Annotated in this window: 11 protein-coding genes; 3 read left to right on the forward strand and 8 right to left on the reverse strand. The window is 66.9% G+C overall.

Going from position 1 to position 14,386, the window contains the following annotated elements:
• Positions 1 to 30: 30 nt before the first annotated feature.
• From B4400_RS20475 to B4400_RS20485, 3 genes are read right to left on the reverse strand one after another with little or no spacing between them, the layout of a single operon-like run.
• Positions 31 to 3,459 (reverse strand): lipid II flippase MurJ, encoded by a 3,429-nt coding sequence (locus B4400_RS20475; RefSeq protein WP_078312416.1) that lies wholly within the window; start codon positions 3,457 to 3,459, stop codon positions 31 to 33.
• Positions 3,447 to 5,738 carry a DUF6049 family protein gene (locus tag B4400_RS20480; RefSeq protein WP_078312415.1) on the reverse strand — a complete coding sequence of 764 codons (2,292 nt, stop codon included), beginning with the start codon at positions 5,736 to 5,738 and terminating at the stop codon, positions 3,447 to 3,449. Before B4400_RS20480 ends, B4400_RS20475 begins: the two co-directional genes overlap by 13 nt.
• Positions 5,735 to 6,547 (reverse strand): NUDIX hydrolase, encoded by an 813-nt coding sequence (locus B4400_RS20485; protein ID WP_139361505.1) that lies wholly within the window; start codon positions 6,545 to 6,547, stop codon positions 5,735 to 5,737. Before B4400_RS20485 ends, B4400_RS20480 begins: the two co-directional genes overlap by 4 nt.
• Positions 6,548 to 6,609: 62 nt before the next feature.
• On the opposite strand from B4400_RS20485, the gene B4400_RS20490 reads away from it, so the two are divergent.
• Positions 6,610 to 8,052 carry a CCA tRNA nucleotidyltransferase gene (locus B4400_RS20490; RefSeq protein WP_078312414.1) on the forward strand — a complete coding sequence of 481 codons (1,443 nt, stop codon included), beginning with the start codon at positions 6,610 to 6,612 and terminating at the stop codon, positions 8,050 to 8,052.
• Here B4400_RS20490 and B4400_RS20495 read toward each other — a convergent pair whose 3' ends face one another.
• Positions 8,053 to 8,799, reverse strand: a complete 747-nt coding sequence (locus B4400_RS20495; RefSeq protein WP_078312467.1) for a sulfite exporter TauE/SafE family protein — start codon at positions 8,797 to 8,799, stop codon at positions 8,053 to 8,055.
• Between the two features lie 167 nt (positions 8,800 to 8,966).
• Here B4400_RS20495 and B4400_RS20500 point away from each other — a divergent pair, with 167 nt between their 5' ends.
• A complete protein-coding gene (locus B4400_RS20500) occupies positions 8,967 to 9,515 on the forward strand; it encodes a pullulanase (protein WP_078312413.1) in 549 nt (182 codons plus the stop codon).
• Here the strand turns inward: B4400_RS20500 and B4400_RS20505 are convergent.
• From B4400_RS20505 to B4400_RS20515, 3 genes are read right to left on the reverse strand one after another with little or no spacing between them, the layout of a single operon-like run.
• The gene (locus B4400_RS20505; protein ID WP_078312466.1) at positions 9,483 to 10,634 is read right to left on the reverse strand and encodes a phthiocerol/phthiodiolone dimycocerosyl transferase family protein; all 1,152 of its coding nucleotides are present in this window, start codon (positions 10,632 to 10,634) and stop codon (positions 9,483 to 9,485) included. The genes B4400_RS20500 and B4400_RS20505 overlap by 33 nt on opposite strands.
• 48 nt (positions 10,635 to 10,682) lie before the next feature.
• Entirely contained in the window at positions 10,683 to 11,462 is a 780-nt protein-coding gene (locus B4400_RS20510) for a TIGR03084 family metal-binding protein (RefSeq protein WP_078312412.1), read from the reverse strand.
• Entirely contained in the window at positions 11,446 to 12,762 is a 1,317-nt protein-coding gene (locus tag B4400_RS20515) for an MFS transporter (RefSeq protein ID WP_078312411.1), read from the reverse strand. Before B4400_RS20515 ends, B4400_RS20510 begins: the two co-directional genes overlap by 17 nt.
• A gap of 144 nt (positions 12,763 to 12,906) precedes the next feature.
• On the opposite strand from B4400_RS20515, the gene B4400_RS20520 reads away from it, so the two are divergent.
• Positions 12,907 to 13,533: a YqgE/AlgH family protein gene (locus B4400_RS20520; protein ID WP_078312410.1), complete on the forward strand. Its 627-nt coding sequence runs from the start codon at positions 12,907 to 12,909 to the stop codon at positions 13,531 to 13,533.
• 2 nt (positions 13,534 to 13,535) lie between these two features.
• Here B4400_RS20520 and B4400_RS20525 read toward each other — a convergent pair whose 3' ends face one another.
• Positions 13,536 to 14,369: a DUF4393 domain-containing protein gene (locus B4400_RS20525; RefSeq protein ID WP_078312409.1), complete on the reverse strand. Its 834-nt coding sequence runs from the start codon at positions 14,367 to 14,369 to the stop codon at positions 13,536 to 13,538.
• Positions 14,370 to 14,386 lie beyond the last annotated feature (17 nt).

The raw sequence follows: 14,386 nt of genomic DNA on the forward strand, positions 1-14,386 counted from the left end.
TAACTCCTCGACTGTCAGGCGATCCCGCAGCTAGGAAGCAGTGGTGACCGTGATTTCGCCGATTTCCGCGTGGTGATCACCGTTGGTGGAACCCAGCTTGTTGATCCAGACCAGCACATGAGAGACCTGCGAGCTGCTGGTGATCGGAATCGTTGTTTTGCCGGACTGCAGGGTGGTGGTAGCGGAGATCTCCTTGGTGTCGTTGAGGGAGCCGGGCGTAGCCGAGTCGGCGGAACGAATCTGCACTTGTGTTCCGACACTGTGAGATTCGATGGTCACGCTGCTCAGAGCGCTCGCGGACTGCAGATCGAGCAATAAGCCCACACCGGGCTTGAAGAGCACCGGGAAGGGATCGGCATCGGTGTAGGTGTCGGTTGCCCACGATGTGGAAGCATTGCCGTCCACGGCCAGACCTGCCTTGCCGGGCTGATCGGCGTCGGGGCCGGGAGGGAACACGGTCGCTTGCACAATCTTGGCTGGGCTACCTGGCTTGGTGGTGTCGCCGTTGGACGACTGGGTGGGTAATCCGATCCCGATGTTGATCTTGTCCAGGGGACCGACGTCGCCGAAGATCCGCGTGACCCAGACACCCAGTGCGATGCACAGGGAGATGACGAGAACGCCGACCACGCCGAGCCCGATCAGGAAGATCTTGCGGTGGCGTGCCGCTTCTTCCGGGTCCTCGTCCTCGAGATCTTCGTCATCTTCGTCGGCGTCCTCCGGACCAGGGAACCCCTGGGTCCGGCCGACGTTCAGCGCCTGAGTGGGCGCCGCGGCGGCGGGCTCCAGCATGGTGGTGTGATCGACGCTCGCGATGGCTGATTCCAGTCTGTCGAGTAGGTCTGCGGCAGAGCCGGGATCATCGCTCAGCGCGCGCGCGGCCACATCGGAGATCTCCGTGGGGACCGTCGGCACAATGATCCGTGCCTCCACGGGCAGACCGTCGGGAGCCCGACTGGCACCGGGAAGGCCGCTCGGCTGGCCGGTTTCGGCCAGCGGCCAGCGGCGCGTGGTCAGCGCGTAGAGGGTGGCGCCGAGGCCATGAACGTCCTCGTCCGCGGTGGCCGAGGACAGGGTGGCGGGGAACGCGAGCACCGCGTCTCCGTCGATGCTGATACGCACGCGATCGGGGTGGTCGATGCTCAGGGCCGTCCCGGCCTCAAAGGCCGCGTCGGCAGCCTCTGCGAGGGATCTGACGGCCCGGCTGGCACCTACAGCGGACGGCTCAGTATCGGCGACCTCGCGCAGCGAACCGCCCCGGACCCACTGCGCGACGACGATGCCGCCGGTTCCCTCGCGCACGGCATCTAGCACCCGGGCCAGGCCCGCTGATCCAATCTTGCTGAGCCGCAGGGTATTGGAGAGGATGTCCTGCACCTGATCGGAGCTGAAGGTGGCGCCATCAATGATGGTGAGCGCCACCGGCCGATTGAGCTCGGTATCGGTGGCCTGCCAGAACTGCAGCCCGTCCGGGCCTCCGTGCGAGGTGAGCAGGCGGTAGCGGCCGCCCGCGATGCTGGCACCGGGCCTCACCGAGGTGGGTGCTGCACCCCCGGACGGGGACTGGGTGGAAACAGACCGGGTCGATGACCCTGGGGTGTCTGTCACGGCCCTGCCCTTTCTCGTATCAGCACCGCCCCCGTGCGCTGGTTTGTTTGCGGTTGTCGAGTCGTCGGCACCACCGCCGCCGACTCGATCACCCGAATCAGGGTACGGCAGGGATGCCGCCGGGGAGTTGCCCATGACCGAAGCGTGATCTTGGACGCCGGCCCCGAGTCGACCGCCCAGGCGGCGCTGCAGCACCGCGACGACGCTGAGTGCCTCCGGGAGCTTGACCACCACCATGAGTGCGAAGGTGACCGTGAGCATGACGGTGCCCAGGATGGCCAGCCGCAGGACCGAGCCCAGACCCCCGCCTGCCCGGGTGAGCAGGTCCAGATCGAATCCGCGGTCGACGCCCAGGCCGATGGCGGCCGCGGTCGCCGAGACGGCAAGGGTGACCAGCACCGTACGGGCCACGTCCGGACCGATGAGCGGTCCGGAGGCGCGCCCGATGCTTCGGCGCAACAACAGGTATCCACAGATGGCCCCCGCGACAAAGCCGAGGCCATTGGCGGCACCGAGATAACCCGCGACCAGGCTGGGGTCGTCGGTGAGGTGCGGGGCGATCACCGAGCCGACAATCTTCACCGCGGTGATCACGACGATCATCAGCGTGGGCGTCCACGCCTCGTGCCGCGCGTAGAACACCCGAAGTTGCAGCAGCACAAGGGCGTACGCGATAAGGGTGAAGGAGGAGAGCGAGATTGAGAGCCCAAGGTAGTGGGCGTTGCCGAGGGTGAAGTGCCCATAGGCGGAGAGTGCCGGCCCCATCGCCGGACCGCCGACGGTCATCACCGCCACGACCGGGATCAGCACGACCATCGTGAGCCGGGTGGCCAGCGACATGTCCCCAACCACGGCGGCGGTGTCCTTGGCGGCCGCGTTACGGCTGAGCCGTGGCATGACCGCGGTGAGAATGGTTACGCCGACCACCCCGTAAGGAAGCTGCAGGATCATCCAGGTCTGGTTGTAGATGATGGGGCCGGAATCGGCTGCGTGGGCGGCGATCCGGTTGGTGATGACGAATCCGAGCTGGCTGATTGCCACGTACGCGAACATGGCCGTGGCCATGCCGGCGAACTGTTTGAGCCTGTCGTCAATCCCCCACAGCGGTCGCAGGGGAATCCGCTGGCGCCGGATCGCCGGGATGAGCACCAGGGCCTGGGTCACCACGCCGAGTGTGGTGCCGATGCCGAGCACCAGGAGTTTCGGATCGCTCATCCGGGTTGGGTCGAGGGTGAGCTCACCGGGCATGAGCCAGAACAGAATCAGCGCGGCGATGGCGACGAGGTTGTTCCATACCGGCGCCCAGGCGGGGGGCCCGAACACATTGCGGGTGTTGAGGATCGCCATGAACACCGAGGACAGGCCGTAGAAGAAGATCTGCGGCAGAAGCAGATACGCCAGCGCGGTGGTCAGCGGCGTACTCACCTTCGGTTCGCCGCCGAGTAGCAGCGCGGCGAGCAGCGGTGCGGCCAGCACCGACAGCACCGTTGTCAGCAGTAGCAGCGTCGTGGCGATGGTCAGCAGCTTGCGGATGAAGGTCAGACCGCCGTCGGCGTCCTCCCGCTCGGCGCGGGTGAGCACCGGAATGAATATGGCGGTGAAGGTGGCCTCGAGCACCAGTGCGGCAATGATGTTGGGCAGCTGGTTGGCGGTCGAGAACGCGCTCGCGGACGCGGCGCCGAGCGCCGCGGTGATCAACAGCAGCTTGATGAAACCGGTGATCCGGCTGACCAGGGTGGCCACGGCCATCGAGCCCGAGTGGGCGACGACGGCCGCGTCCGAAAGCTCTTCGATCGTGTCGTCGGACTCGGGATCGGGGAGGGGGTCCAGCGGTTGTCTCACGGCTGCCACACGTCGTCGTCGCGATCCAGATCCGCCCGGTCCGGTTGACCGCGGAACCGGTGCCACAGGCGCCGGCCCGTCAACGCGAAGAGCACCGTCGCGGCACTGATGGTGATGAAGAACAGCGGCTTGCCGTAGGCGTTGGAGTGCACGGAGAGACGTACCGGATCGCCCAGCGGCAGACCGTCGGGCGTATGCAGCGTGACGTCCACCGCCATGCGCTGGGACACGTTGACCTCGACGGGAACCTTCACCGGTAAGAAGCCGGGCGGAATCTCTTGTACACCAACATCTGTCGCACTCATGCCGGCGGGTGTCTCGACACGGAGGGCGACTCTGATCGGTACCGGAAGCTCGTTGCGCAGCACCAACGGCAGCGGGCTGTGCTCGGTGGCCAGGGTGTAGGAACCTCCCGGATTGACGACGGTGACGGCGTTGAACAGGTCGCCGACCGTCCGGCGGATGGCGGAGAGCCGTTCCTGGGCGGTGTCGTCGCGTGCGTCCGGCGGCACGCTTTGGCTCACGGCGCGCAGGGCGTCCTGACGCAGCGGCTCGGTGTACTGGGCACCGGTGAGCCCGGTACGAGCATCCACGGTCAAGGCGGCGGTCAGTCCCCACAGCCTCCGGACCTCGTCGCCCAGCGCCAGTGACACCCCATCGCCCACGGCACCGGGGGAATCCACTCCGAACGCGGTGTCCACCGGATTGGCCTGGGCGCCGGCACGAGCCTCGCCGATGACCGTCGGCAGTGATCGGGGTAGCGCGAGTCCGGCGTGCAGAAGTGTGGAGGTGGCGGACAGGATGGCACGTGCCTCGCCGTCGGATAGGTCCCAGGTGGCGTCCGGCAGCAGAATCGTCTGGCGGGGAGTCTGCTGGGGAGTGAGCGCTTGCCAGGCCATCGCGCCGAGCGCGTCCTGCATCCGTGCCACGCGCGAATCATGTTGCAAGGTAAAGCGAAGTGACGTCGGCACGTATTCGGGGGTGGTGGGTGTGCGACCGGCGGCGCTCAGCGCGGCACCGACCGACGGGTCAAAGGGTGACGCGACGACGGTGTCGGACACGCGGCGTGCGTTGAAGTCGGGTGGCGTTTCCTGACCCGAGGGCAGGGCCGACACCGCGACGGTCGGCCCCAGTCCGGTGAGCAGGTCGATACCCGCCTTGGAGAGGTGGCTGTCGCCCAGCAGGGTGGCGCCGCGCAGGCTGTTGATTCCCAGAATTTGATCGAGCACATCGGCGGCACCGGTGGTGGCCTGGTGGGCGAGGCCTTCGTCGGCCATCTGCGCGACAGCGTCCAGACTGGCCTGCGCGTACGGCAGCGGTGTGATGCAGGTGTGCCTGGCCAACGCGCGCAGCCGGTCGAGCCATGCGACGGCGAGTCCCTGCCCCGTGCCGGGGTGCACGGGACCTGCGGGATCGGCCGCGTTGTCGAGAACCTGGTAGCCCAGAGTCATTTCATTCACCGTGACCAGGAGGTCGGGGTCGACGGCCATGCAGACCGTACGGCCCAGATCTCCCTTGGGGTCGACTGCCGGTTCGGTCGCGAACTCCAGGGCGCCCAGCAGTGCGTCCAACCGGCCGCCGGGAGATAACGAACGTTCCAGTTGATCGTCGAGCAGACGTATCGGCGTCGGTCCACCCGGCTGGCCGGGCGCCAGCCGCGGCCGGTCGGCCAGGGGCCAGAGCAGAGTCAGACCCACGGGACGAGAGGTGTCGGGGGCGACTTCGGGTTCGGAGGCAGCACCGGTCGGGGGTGGAACTCCGAGAACCGGGAGCAGAAAGCGGGCGTCGTCGAGCCGCGCCGGGGCCCCGTAGTCCGGGGTGCCGTTGACGTTCACCAGAGCCGGATAGACCCCTGGAGCGGTGATGTTCCAGGTCGGTCCGGTGCCTCCGCGCAGCGGGAAGGCAAGTGTGAAGGGGCGTTGCTGCCCCTGTGCGAGAGTCCCTGCGATAGTGACGAACTCGCCGACGGGCTGGTACTGGTCGTGGCGGCCGTGAAGACTGGCGCGCAGCTCGGAGCTGGTGGCGACCGCTTCGGCGCGTTCCAGCCGGACGACCACATCGGTGACCGGTCGGTCGCCGACATTGGTCACGGTGCCCCGCACGGTCACCATCGAATCGACGGTGGTGACGGTCTGCGGTGTCACCTCGTCGAGGACGACCTTGAGGAACTGCCCGTCGCGATAGGCATGCGCGCGGGGCGCGAACCATGGAGTGCCAAGCAAGACAAGCGCGAGGACGGCAAGTACTGCCGCCACACGCGTCGCGCTGCGATGCGTGAGTCGGGTCATTGTTGCGGACCGCGCCCGGTTCGCCGGGCCGGTGTCCTGTGGGTACTCGAGTGCGTTTGAGGTCGCCGTCGCGGCGTGGATTGGGGTAGGGGTGGCAGCGATTCGGGCCCCCCGGAGTGCAGTTTGTCGATGAGGTCGCCGGCCACCTCAGCCAGCCGTCGTTCGTCGGCGTACGCCAGACGGGTGGGCAGCTCGCCCAGGGGAACCCAGGCCACCTCGGTGACTTCGACATCGTCGTCGGACAGCTCGCCGCCCAGGGAACGCATCAGATAGTGATGCACGGTCTTGTGTACGCGGCGGCCCTCGGTGACAAACCAATAGTCGATGCTGCCGAGTGCGGCGAGCACGCTGCCGCGGATTCCGGTCTCCTCGGCGACCTCGCGGATCGCGGTCTGCTCGGCGGTTTCGCCCTGTTCGATATGGCCCTTGGGCAGTGACCAGAGCATCCGGCCACGCCGGTCGGTGCGCCCGATCAGGGCCGCCACCTGGCCATCCTTGGGACCGTCGATGCCCGCGATGACCAGGCCACCGGCAGAGGTTTCACGGACCGTACGCAGCGAGACTCCTGCGGCGCCGCCTTTCGCCCGCCCACGGCCGCGGCCCTTTCCGCCGGTGGCAGCTGCCCCATTGGATTCGGAGGAAGCGCCAGCGGCAGGTGCGGCCGCCGGAGTGCCGGCGCTTTGCGCCCGGCCCTGTGCTCGGCCCTGCGATCGGTTGCGCCGACCGCGGCGCGACCCTTTGCCGCGCGCTGAACCATTGGGCTCGTCCGACGACCCACCCGTGCGGGAACCGCCGGAGGAGTCAGACACCCATGTGATAGTAGTTCCCGCTACTGAGAGCCCTATCGATACGCGCCGGTAGGCTGCCCGACGTGCCCGAATCGATACCGACCACCGAACTGTTGGCCACCGCCGCAGTGACCCTGAACCGGCACCAGAAGATGCTGTCGGAGTTAGGCGCGCTCTTCGATTCGGCGGGCTTTGACCTCTATCTGGTGGGCGGCACGGTCCGCGACGCCCTGCTGGGCAAGTTGGGCACCGATCTGGACTTCACCACCGATGCTCGCCCCGAGCAGGTGCAGGAATTGGTGGCCGGGTGGGCCGAGGCCATCTGGGATACCGGTATCGCCTTCGGCACCATCGGGGTGGCACGCAAGGGGCAGCGGGTGGAGATCACCACGTTCCGCAGCGACAGCTATGACCAGCAGACGCGCAATCCCGAGGTGGTTTTCGGCGACAGCCTCGAAGGCGATCTGGTGCGCAGAGATTTCACCGTCAACGCGATGGCGGTCAAGATCGGGCCGGACGGCCCCGGAGAATTCCGCGATCCGCTCCATGGGCTGGAGGCACTGCGCGCCGGGGTGCTCGATACCCCGGCGGCTCCGGAGATTTCCTTCGGAGATGACCCGCTGCGCATGCTGCGGGCGGCCCGGTTCGTCTCGCAGCTCGGATTCACGGTGGCGCCGCGGGTGCTGGCGGCGCTGGATGCGATGTCCAGCCAATTGGGCCGGATAACCGTCGAACGAGTGCAGGTCGAGCTGGACAAGTTGATCCTGGGTGCGCATCCGGTCGCCGGAATCGATCTGCTGGTGGACAGTGGACTGGGCGCGGTGGTGCTGCCCGAGGTCGGCGAGATGCAGCTGACCATCGACGAACACCACCAGCACAAGGACGTGTACCGCCACTCGCTGACGGTGCTGGAGCAGGCCGTGGATCTCGAAGACGAGGGCCCCGATCTGGTGCTGCGGTGGGCGGCCTTGCTGCACGACATCGGTAAGCCGGCCACCCGCCGGCACGAGGACGGCGGCGGGGTGAGCTTTCACCACCACGAGGTTGTCGGGGCCAAGATGGTGCGCAAGCGGATGCGCGCTCTCAAGTACTCCAAGCAGATGGTCGACGACGTGTCGCAGCTGGTGTATCTGCATCTGCGGTTCCACGGGTATGGGGACGGCAAGTGGACCGATTCGGCGGTGCGCCGGTACGTCACGGATGCTGGTCCGTTGCTGCCCCGGCTGCACAAGCTGGTGCGCGCGGACTGTACGACGCGGAACAAGCGGCGTGCGGCCCGGCTGCAGGCCAACTATGACGGGCTCGAGGAGCGAATCTCCGAGCTGACCGCTCAGGAGGATCTGGCGCGGGTGCGGCCCGATCTCGACGGCAACGCGATCATGGAGCTGCTGGGTGTTCCCGCCGGACCGATTGTGGGACAGGCCTGGCGGTTCTTGAAGGAGCTCAGGCTGGAACGGGGTCCACTCGACCACGACGAGGCGGTCGAGGCACTGCAGGAATGGTGGGCGGCCCGCGACGGCTCCTGATCAGCCGAGCATGTCGTAGCCGAGCTTGCCGACCATCACCACGACAACCACCAGCAGCACCACCCGGACAAACCCCGCCCCGCGTCCGAGTGCCATATGCGCACCGAGCTGAGCGCCCGCGATGTTCGCGATACCGAGCGCCAGCCCCAGCAGCCACAGCACATGGCCCTGCGAGGCGAAGACGATGAGCGCCCCCACGTTGGTTCCGGAGTTGAGCACCTTGGCGGTGGCCGAGCTTTCCAGGAAGGTCATCCCCGAGACGGCGGTCAACGTGATGATCATGAAGGTCCCGGTGCCGGGGCCCATGATGCCGTCGTAGAACGCGATGAGAACGGCGGCCACTGCGAGGGCGGTGAGGGTGGCGGTCTTGGTGCGCACGGTGTCTGTGGCGGAGGTTCCAAACTGGGGGCGTGTCGCGACAAACACCCCCACAGCCAGCAGAAGGACCAGCACGACGGGCTTGAAGACGGACACCGGTAGCCGCGAGGCGGTGTAGGCACCGGCACTGGAGAACGCCGCCGCGACGACGAAGGCTCCGAGTAGCGCGCGCCAGTTCAAGGGCGTCTTGGGGAAGAGCCGGATAGCCGCCGATGCGGTACCCGACAGCGCGGCGAGTTTATTGGTGCCCAGCGCGGTCGCCGGGGTCATCCCGGGGAAGACGAGCAGCAACACCGGGATGAGAACGAGCCCGCCACCACCCACAACCGCGTCGACCCAGCCGGCGGCGGCCGCTGCACTGAGAAGCAGCGTGAGCGTAGGGGAATCCACGGGGTCAGAGATTACGGATGGAACCGAATCGCTGTGGTTCCCCTCCTATCTATGTGAACCGAAATCAGCGCACGTTCTGTCCGGGCGGTTATCCACATGCCCGAAGAGGACGGAACGCCCGGGCTCGTCGGGGGCTCGTATCAGATATGGACTATTGCCTTGGTGGGGGAGACGGGGTCGTCACGGCGTGGGAAGCGCCACCCAATGTCGACCTGGACGGTGACGGGATTCTCGACGCGGTGCGCCTGGATTTCGATGGCGACGGGTTGTTCGACGACGTGATGTGGGATGCCGACGGTGATGGATCGGCCGACCACAGCGTCCTCGATGTGGACAACGACGGCAGGCCCGAGGCGTACTTCACCGATGATGGCTTGGGCACCTGGGCGTTTCACGTGGAACGAAGCGGATCGATCAGCTGGTTCGGTCTGGACGGTGTCGAACACACCGGTGGCGCAGCCGATGTCGACGGGGATGGCAGACCCGAGCAGCTGCTCGACGTTGATGGCGATGGCGACGCCGAAAGAGCTTTCCGCAACAGCGAATCCGGATCATCCGTCTATGCCGACACTACGGGTGACGGTCGCTGGGATGTCGAGCTTATCGACGTTGACGGCGATGGCGCCGCCGATGCGGCCAGGCCGCTGGGGCCTCCGCGCCCGTCAGCGCAGAATGCGGTCGAAGGCCCGCCCTAGCGCCGCTGTCCACGCGACCGTGGGATCGGACTCGCCGGCCACCCATACCGGATGGTCGAGGCTGAGCCGTCCATCGCAGGTGGTGATGAAGAAGCTCGGCGGAGCAGTTGTGGCTCGACCAGTGCGCAGGCCGCCTGCGGAGGCCCGAAAGTCGTCGACTCGCAGTTCGTCGGGCAGGCGCAACGCAGGAATGCGTCCCCAGTTCGTGACCATGAGGGGATTCGATATGGGCTCTCGCCAGATATCTCGCGGCGAAAGCAACGCGTGATGCGTTGTGCGGCGAGTGAGGCCTTCGGCGAGAGAGTCCAACACAGCGTGTCCGATGCGCGCGGGGTCATCCTGCACCCCGATCTCGACGGTCGTAGTGTCCGAGCCCTGGATGACAGTCCCCGCCTCGGCCGCGAGGGGCGGCCCGACCCGCGCACGCAGATCCACCGAGGACACCACGCCGTATTCTTCTGACCCGTTCGATCCGGAAAGGTCGTGAGCGGCAATCACAATCGCGGCGCAAACGATGCCGTGCACCGTGAGACCCGCCGCATGAGCGGCGGCGAATAGTCGTGCGGTGTCGTCGTGCCCGAGACGGGTGCGTCCATGCCGGACCGTCACAGCAGCGGCGGCTTCACGCGGGACCTCCGGTGGATCCGATTTCTCCGGCTCGGGTATGGCGAACCCGCGGTCGGTGAGGAATTGTTCCAGCGACATGGCCAGCGGATGCGCGACGATCGTCCCGGGCCGGCCCGTCTCGACCACGCGGGTATACAACGCGCACAACGTTTCCAGATAGCGCAGCGAGGCGGCGGCATCGGCGATGCTGTGATGGGTCAGCAGGCTCAAGCGAAAGTCGTTGTCATGCTGGGCCACATCCACGGCGCACACCGCATCGGCGTCGACGACGGTGAAACCCGTCGCGGGTAGGCCGGTGACTGTCCCCACCCGCAGCGCGGGCGCGCGGTGAGCCTGCCGCAGGGCGTAGCCGCGTTCATGGGGAACGATCTCGGCGTTCAGCACCGGATAGCTCGCCAACAGCGCATCGAAAGCTGTTGTCAGGGCGTCGATATCGAGCACGCCGTTTCCGAACGCCGAGTACGCGACGGTGCTGCGATTGCCCGCGAACATCGCCTCCGAGCTATCGAGCAGGCGGTGGAACACCTAACCGAGCAGCTGCTATCCGCGGCCTTCACCGGGCGGGCCGGCGAAGGCCTGTGCGATGGACAGCCACTTCTGTGCGTCCTCGCCGGTGGCCCGCAGATCCAGCTCGGCGCGGGGACGGCGCTGGGTCACCAGGTAGCAGAAATCGATCGCGGATCCGGTGACGCGCTGCGCGGCATCTTCGGGACCCCAGGCCCAGGTGTCGCCGCCGGGTCCGGTCAGCTCCACGCGGAATGGCTCGGCCGGGGCGGGTAGTGAATGCACCGAGAAGGCGTAGTCCCGGGTTCGAACACCAAGGTGAGCAATGGATTTCAGCCGAGCGGTGGGCGCGGGAACCACTCCGAGCGCGTCGGCGACGTCAAGCGCGTGCGCCCACGTCTCCATCAGGCGTGCCGTGCCCATGGAGGCGGAGCTCATCGGCGGCCCGTACCAGGGGATCTTCACTCCGTCCGGCACGGCGCGCAGCGCGGCGTGCAATTGATTGCGGGTATCGCGCCAGCGGGTGAGCAGCTCGGCCGGAGGGGTCTGCGCGGTCTCCTCGGCGGCCTTGTCCACGAATCCGAAGGGATCGGCCAGCGCCTTGGGCAGCTCGTTGGCGAAGCCCTCCGGATCGGTGACCGCTAGCAGCGACTGCGCGTCGGTCCAATGCAGATGTGCGATCTGGTGGGCGATCGTCCAGCCCGCCGCGGGAGTGTCGCGGGCCCAGTCCTCTGCGGACAGCGGTGCCACGAGGACGTCGAGTCCATCGCTCTCGTCGCGCAGGTCATCGATGACAGCGTCAGCGGTCGAGGTCACGGGTGTGTCCTTCCGGGTCGGTGTGATTCGGTTCGGCCGGGCTGGGCCAAAGGGTCCGGGTCATGTGCACGATCAGGCCGATCAAGTAGATCACTGCACCGGAGAAGGCCAGCCAGTGCGCATGCGCGATGAAGGCGGCGGCCACGCTCATGGCGCCGGTGAAGGTCACCCAGAACAACGAGTCCTGCACGGCGAATACGTGTCCGCGCAGGGCGTCATCGACATCGGTCTGCATGCCGACATCGGCGCACAACTTGATCACCTGTCCCGCCATCCCGAGGCCGAACGCGGCACCGAGCACGATGGGCACGTAAAGACCGGAGGCCATCAGCTGCAGGACAACTGCACCGCCAAGAGCCATGCCGAGGGTCCGCCCACGGCCGAATCGCCGCAGCAGGGCCGGGGTGGAGACCGTTCCCAGGAATGAGCCGATACCGGTGCACGCCAGGAACAATGCCGCGGCGCCGATCCCGGCGAACAGCGATGCGTTGCTACGCACCAGGACCAGGACCAGCAAGGTGTTGATGCCGAACACCATGCGGTGGGCGGCCAGACCGATGAGGGCATCAAACACCGAGGGTGTGCTGACGATGGTGCGGGCACCGTGCACCCAGCCGGTGGCCACGGCGTAGACAGCTGAACCGTGCACAGCGCGCACGCTGTCATCCGGGCCCAACCGGTCGCCGAGAAAGCCCGAGGCCACCCAGGCCGCTGCCGTTGCCGGCACGATCACCAGGAAAATGACTGTGGCAGAACCCAAGTCCCCGGCCCCGAAGACGGCGCGCAACATCAGCATGAAGTTGGCACCCGCGAAGGTGGCGGTGGCGCCGACGGCGGTGGCCACCGAGTTCATGGTCGCGACTTGGTCGCGAGGCACCACATGGGGGAGGGCAGCCGATAGACCAGATGTCACGAAGCGGGTGACCCCGTTGACGATCAGCGCACCCAACAGCAGCACCACATCGCCGGCGCTGAAGGCCAGTGCGATGCCGACGAGGGCCACGAGCAGTACCCGGAGCAGGTTGGCGCAGATCAAGACCGCGCGCCGGTCCCATCGGTCCAGTAGCGCACCCGCGAACGGACCGATCGCCGAATAGGGCAGGAACAGCACCGCGAACGCGCCGGCGATGGCCCACGGCTCCGCCTCACGCTCGGGGTTGAACAGCAGCGCTCCCGCCAGCCCCGCCTGAAAGAGTCCATCGCTGAATTGGGTGAGCAGCCGTACCCACACGAGCCGCCCGAAGTCGGGAAGATCCTGGATGGCGTGCCACAAGCTCAGCGGCGAGTGGCGCGCATTCATGTGAGTCGCTTTCGTATGTGGAGATCGGGTTACTCGGAGTACAGGCGGCGGGAATTAGGCGCACCGCTTAACGCCCACACTACAAATGTGTAGCGGTTGGCTGAGCACAAGTCATGAAACGGCAAACGATGTCATGATATTGAGGTGGCGCACGGCGACGAGCCCGAAGAGGGCGAGGCATATGGCGAGGGCTACATCGCGCCGCCCGCACATCGCTTGCGGGCGGGTACCTTACTGGTCGCTAATACCAACCTGTTCGAGCCGACGTTTCGGCGCAGCGTGATCTTCATCGTCGAACACAACGACGGCGGCACGCTGGGTGTGGTGCTCAACCGCCCAAGCGAGACCGCGGTGTACAACGTGTTGCCGCAGTGGGCCAAGCTCGCCAGCAAGCCCAAGACGATGTTCATCGGCGGCCCGGTCAAACGCGATGCGGCGTTGTGTCTGGCGACTCTGCGGGCCGGGGTCAGCATCGAGGGTGTGAAGGGTCTGCGCCACGTGGCGGGCCGTATGGCCATGGTCGATCTGGATGCCGAGCCCGAGGACATCGCCCCGCTGGTGGAGGGTGTCCGGGTTTTCGCCGGTTACTCGGGGTGGACGATCGGTCAGCTGGAGGGCGAGGTTGAGCGCGACGATTGGATCGTGTTGTCCGCGCTGCCGTCCGATGTGCTGACCGATGCGAGCCATGACCTGTGGGCCACAGTGCTGCGGCGGCAGCCGCTGCCGTTGTCGTTGTTGGCGACACACCCCATTGACGTCAGCCGCAACTAGATCTACAGGTCGTCGCCGACCGACGGATCCGGGGGGATGACGGCCCGGCAGAAGTCCTCACCGAATGGCGTCAGGTGGATGCTGCGGCGGACGGTCTTATGCGCACGGCCCGCGCGGCGGCACGCCGCGACCACATCTGGCTGCACCTCCAAGACCTGATAGCGCTCGGCCGCAACCGCTTCCGGAGATGCGCGAACCAGGCCGAGGCGCACGAGGTTGTTGGTGTAGGCGTTATTGCGGTCGGTGTAGCGGCAGCCGGATCGTTCCGCGACCATCGAGAGGCCCTCGGCGATCATCTCCGAGCCGACGTCAAACGGCCGGCTGGTGCGTACGTCCACCACCGGCTGTGCGCCGTGCGCGGCCAGGAACCGCAGGATGCGTGCCTCGTCGGGTGCCAGCTGATTGAGAATGCGGGCATAGGCGGGATGGGTGTCCTCAACGTCCGAGACATCGGCTGAGCGCCGCAGCAATTCGGCACCCCGGCGGCGCAATTCGTCGCAGTCGGGCGAACCCGACTCGGTGATGTCGATGGTGACCCGAGATGGTGCGGGCCGTTGTGGCTTGGTGATGGTGAGTCCGGTGGAATCGGTGGGCAGCTGCAACGCGTCTCGCACGGCACCCAGGACATGCTCGGTGGCCGACAGGGCGATATCGGTGGCCGACCGGCCGGCCCGGACGTCGTCGATGATCTTGGTGCCGGTGGTGGTGGCGATATCGGCCGACCACTTCACGCCGCGCCACCAGGTTTTCGCGGCCAGCATGGCCACGCCCTGGACAACGCGATCGGGCCGCAGCGGCTGATTGTTGTGCGCGGGTACGGGCGTGTTATTGCTCATCGGGCATCATCTTGTCA

This window comes from Mycobacterium sp. D16Q13 (assembly GCF_002013375.1).
Lineage (GTDB): Bacteria > Actinomycetota > Actinomycetes > Mycobacteriales > Mycobacteriaceae > Mycobacterium.